Consider the following 250-nt stretch of genomic DNA (forward strand, 5'->3'; position numbering starts at 1 on the left):
TCGAACAGCGCGAAGCCCACCACGCCGATAGCGATCGCACCGCCCATGACGAACGCCAAGGACGGGTCCCAGTTGCCGGCGAGGTCGAGAAAGCCCAGCACCTTCGCGGGATTCGCCATGCCCGAAACGATCAGACCGACGCCGAATATCAGCCCGGCGAGCAGCGCGTTGAGAATCAGCATGTCAAAGCCCCAGCAGATGACGGGTGACGAAAACGGTGAGAAAGCCCGCGGCCATGAACGTCGCGGTG

Annotated in this window: 1 protein-coding gene; it reads right to left on the reverse strand. The window is 63.2% G+C overall.

Features of this window, described 5'->3' with window-relative positions:
• A partial coding sequence (locus SB751_RS33590; RefSeq protein WP_410749444.1) for a DUF6691 family protein occupies positions 1-182 on the reverse strand: 182 nt, incomplete at its 3' end.
• Between the last annotated feature and the right edge of the window lie 68 nt (positions 183-250).

This window comes from Cupriavidus sp. SIMBA_020, assembly GCF_046535395.1.
Lineage (GTDB): Bacteria > Pseudomonadota > Gammaproteobacteria > Burkholderiales > Burkholderiaceae > Cupriavidus > Cupriavidus campinensis.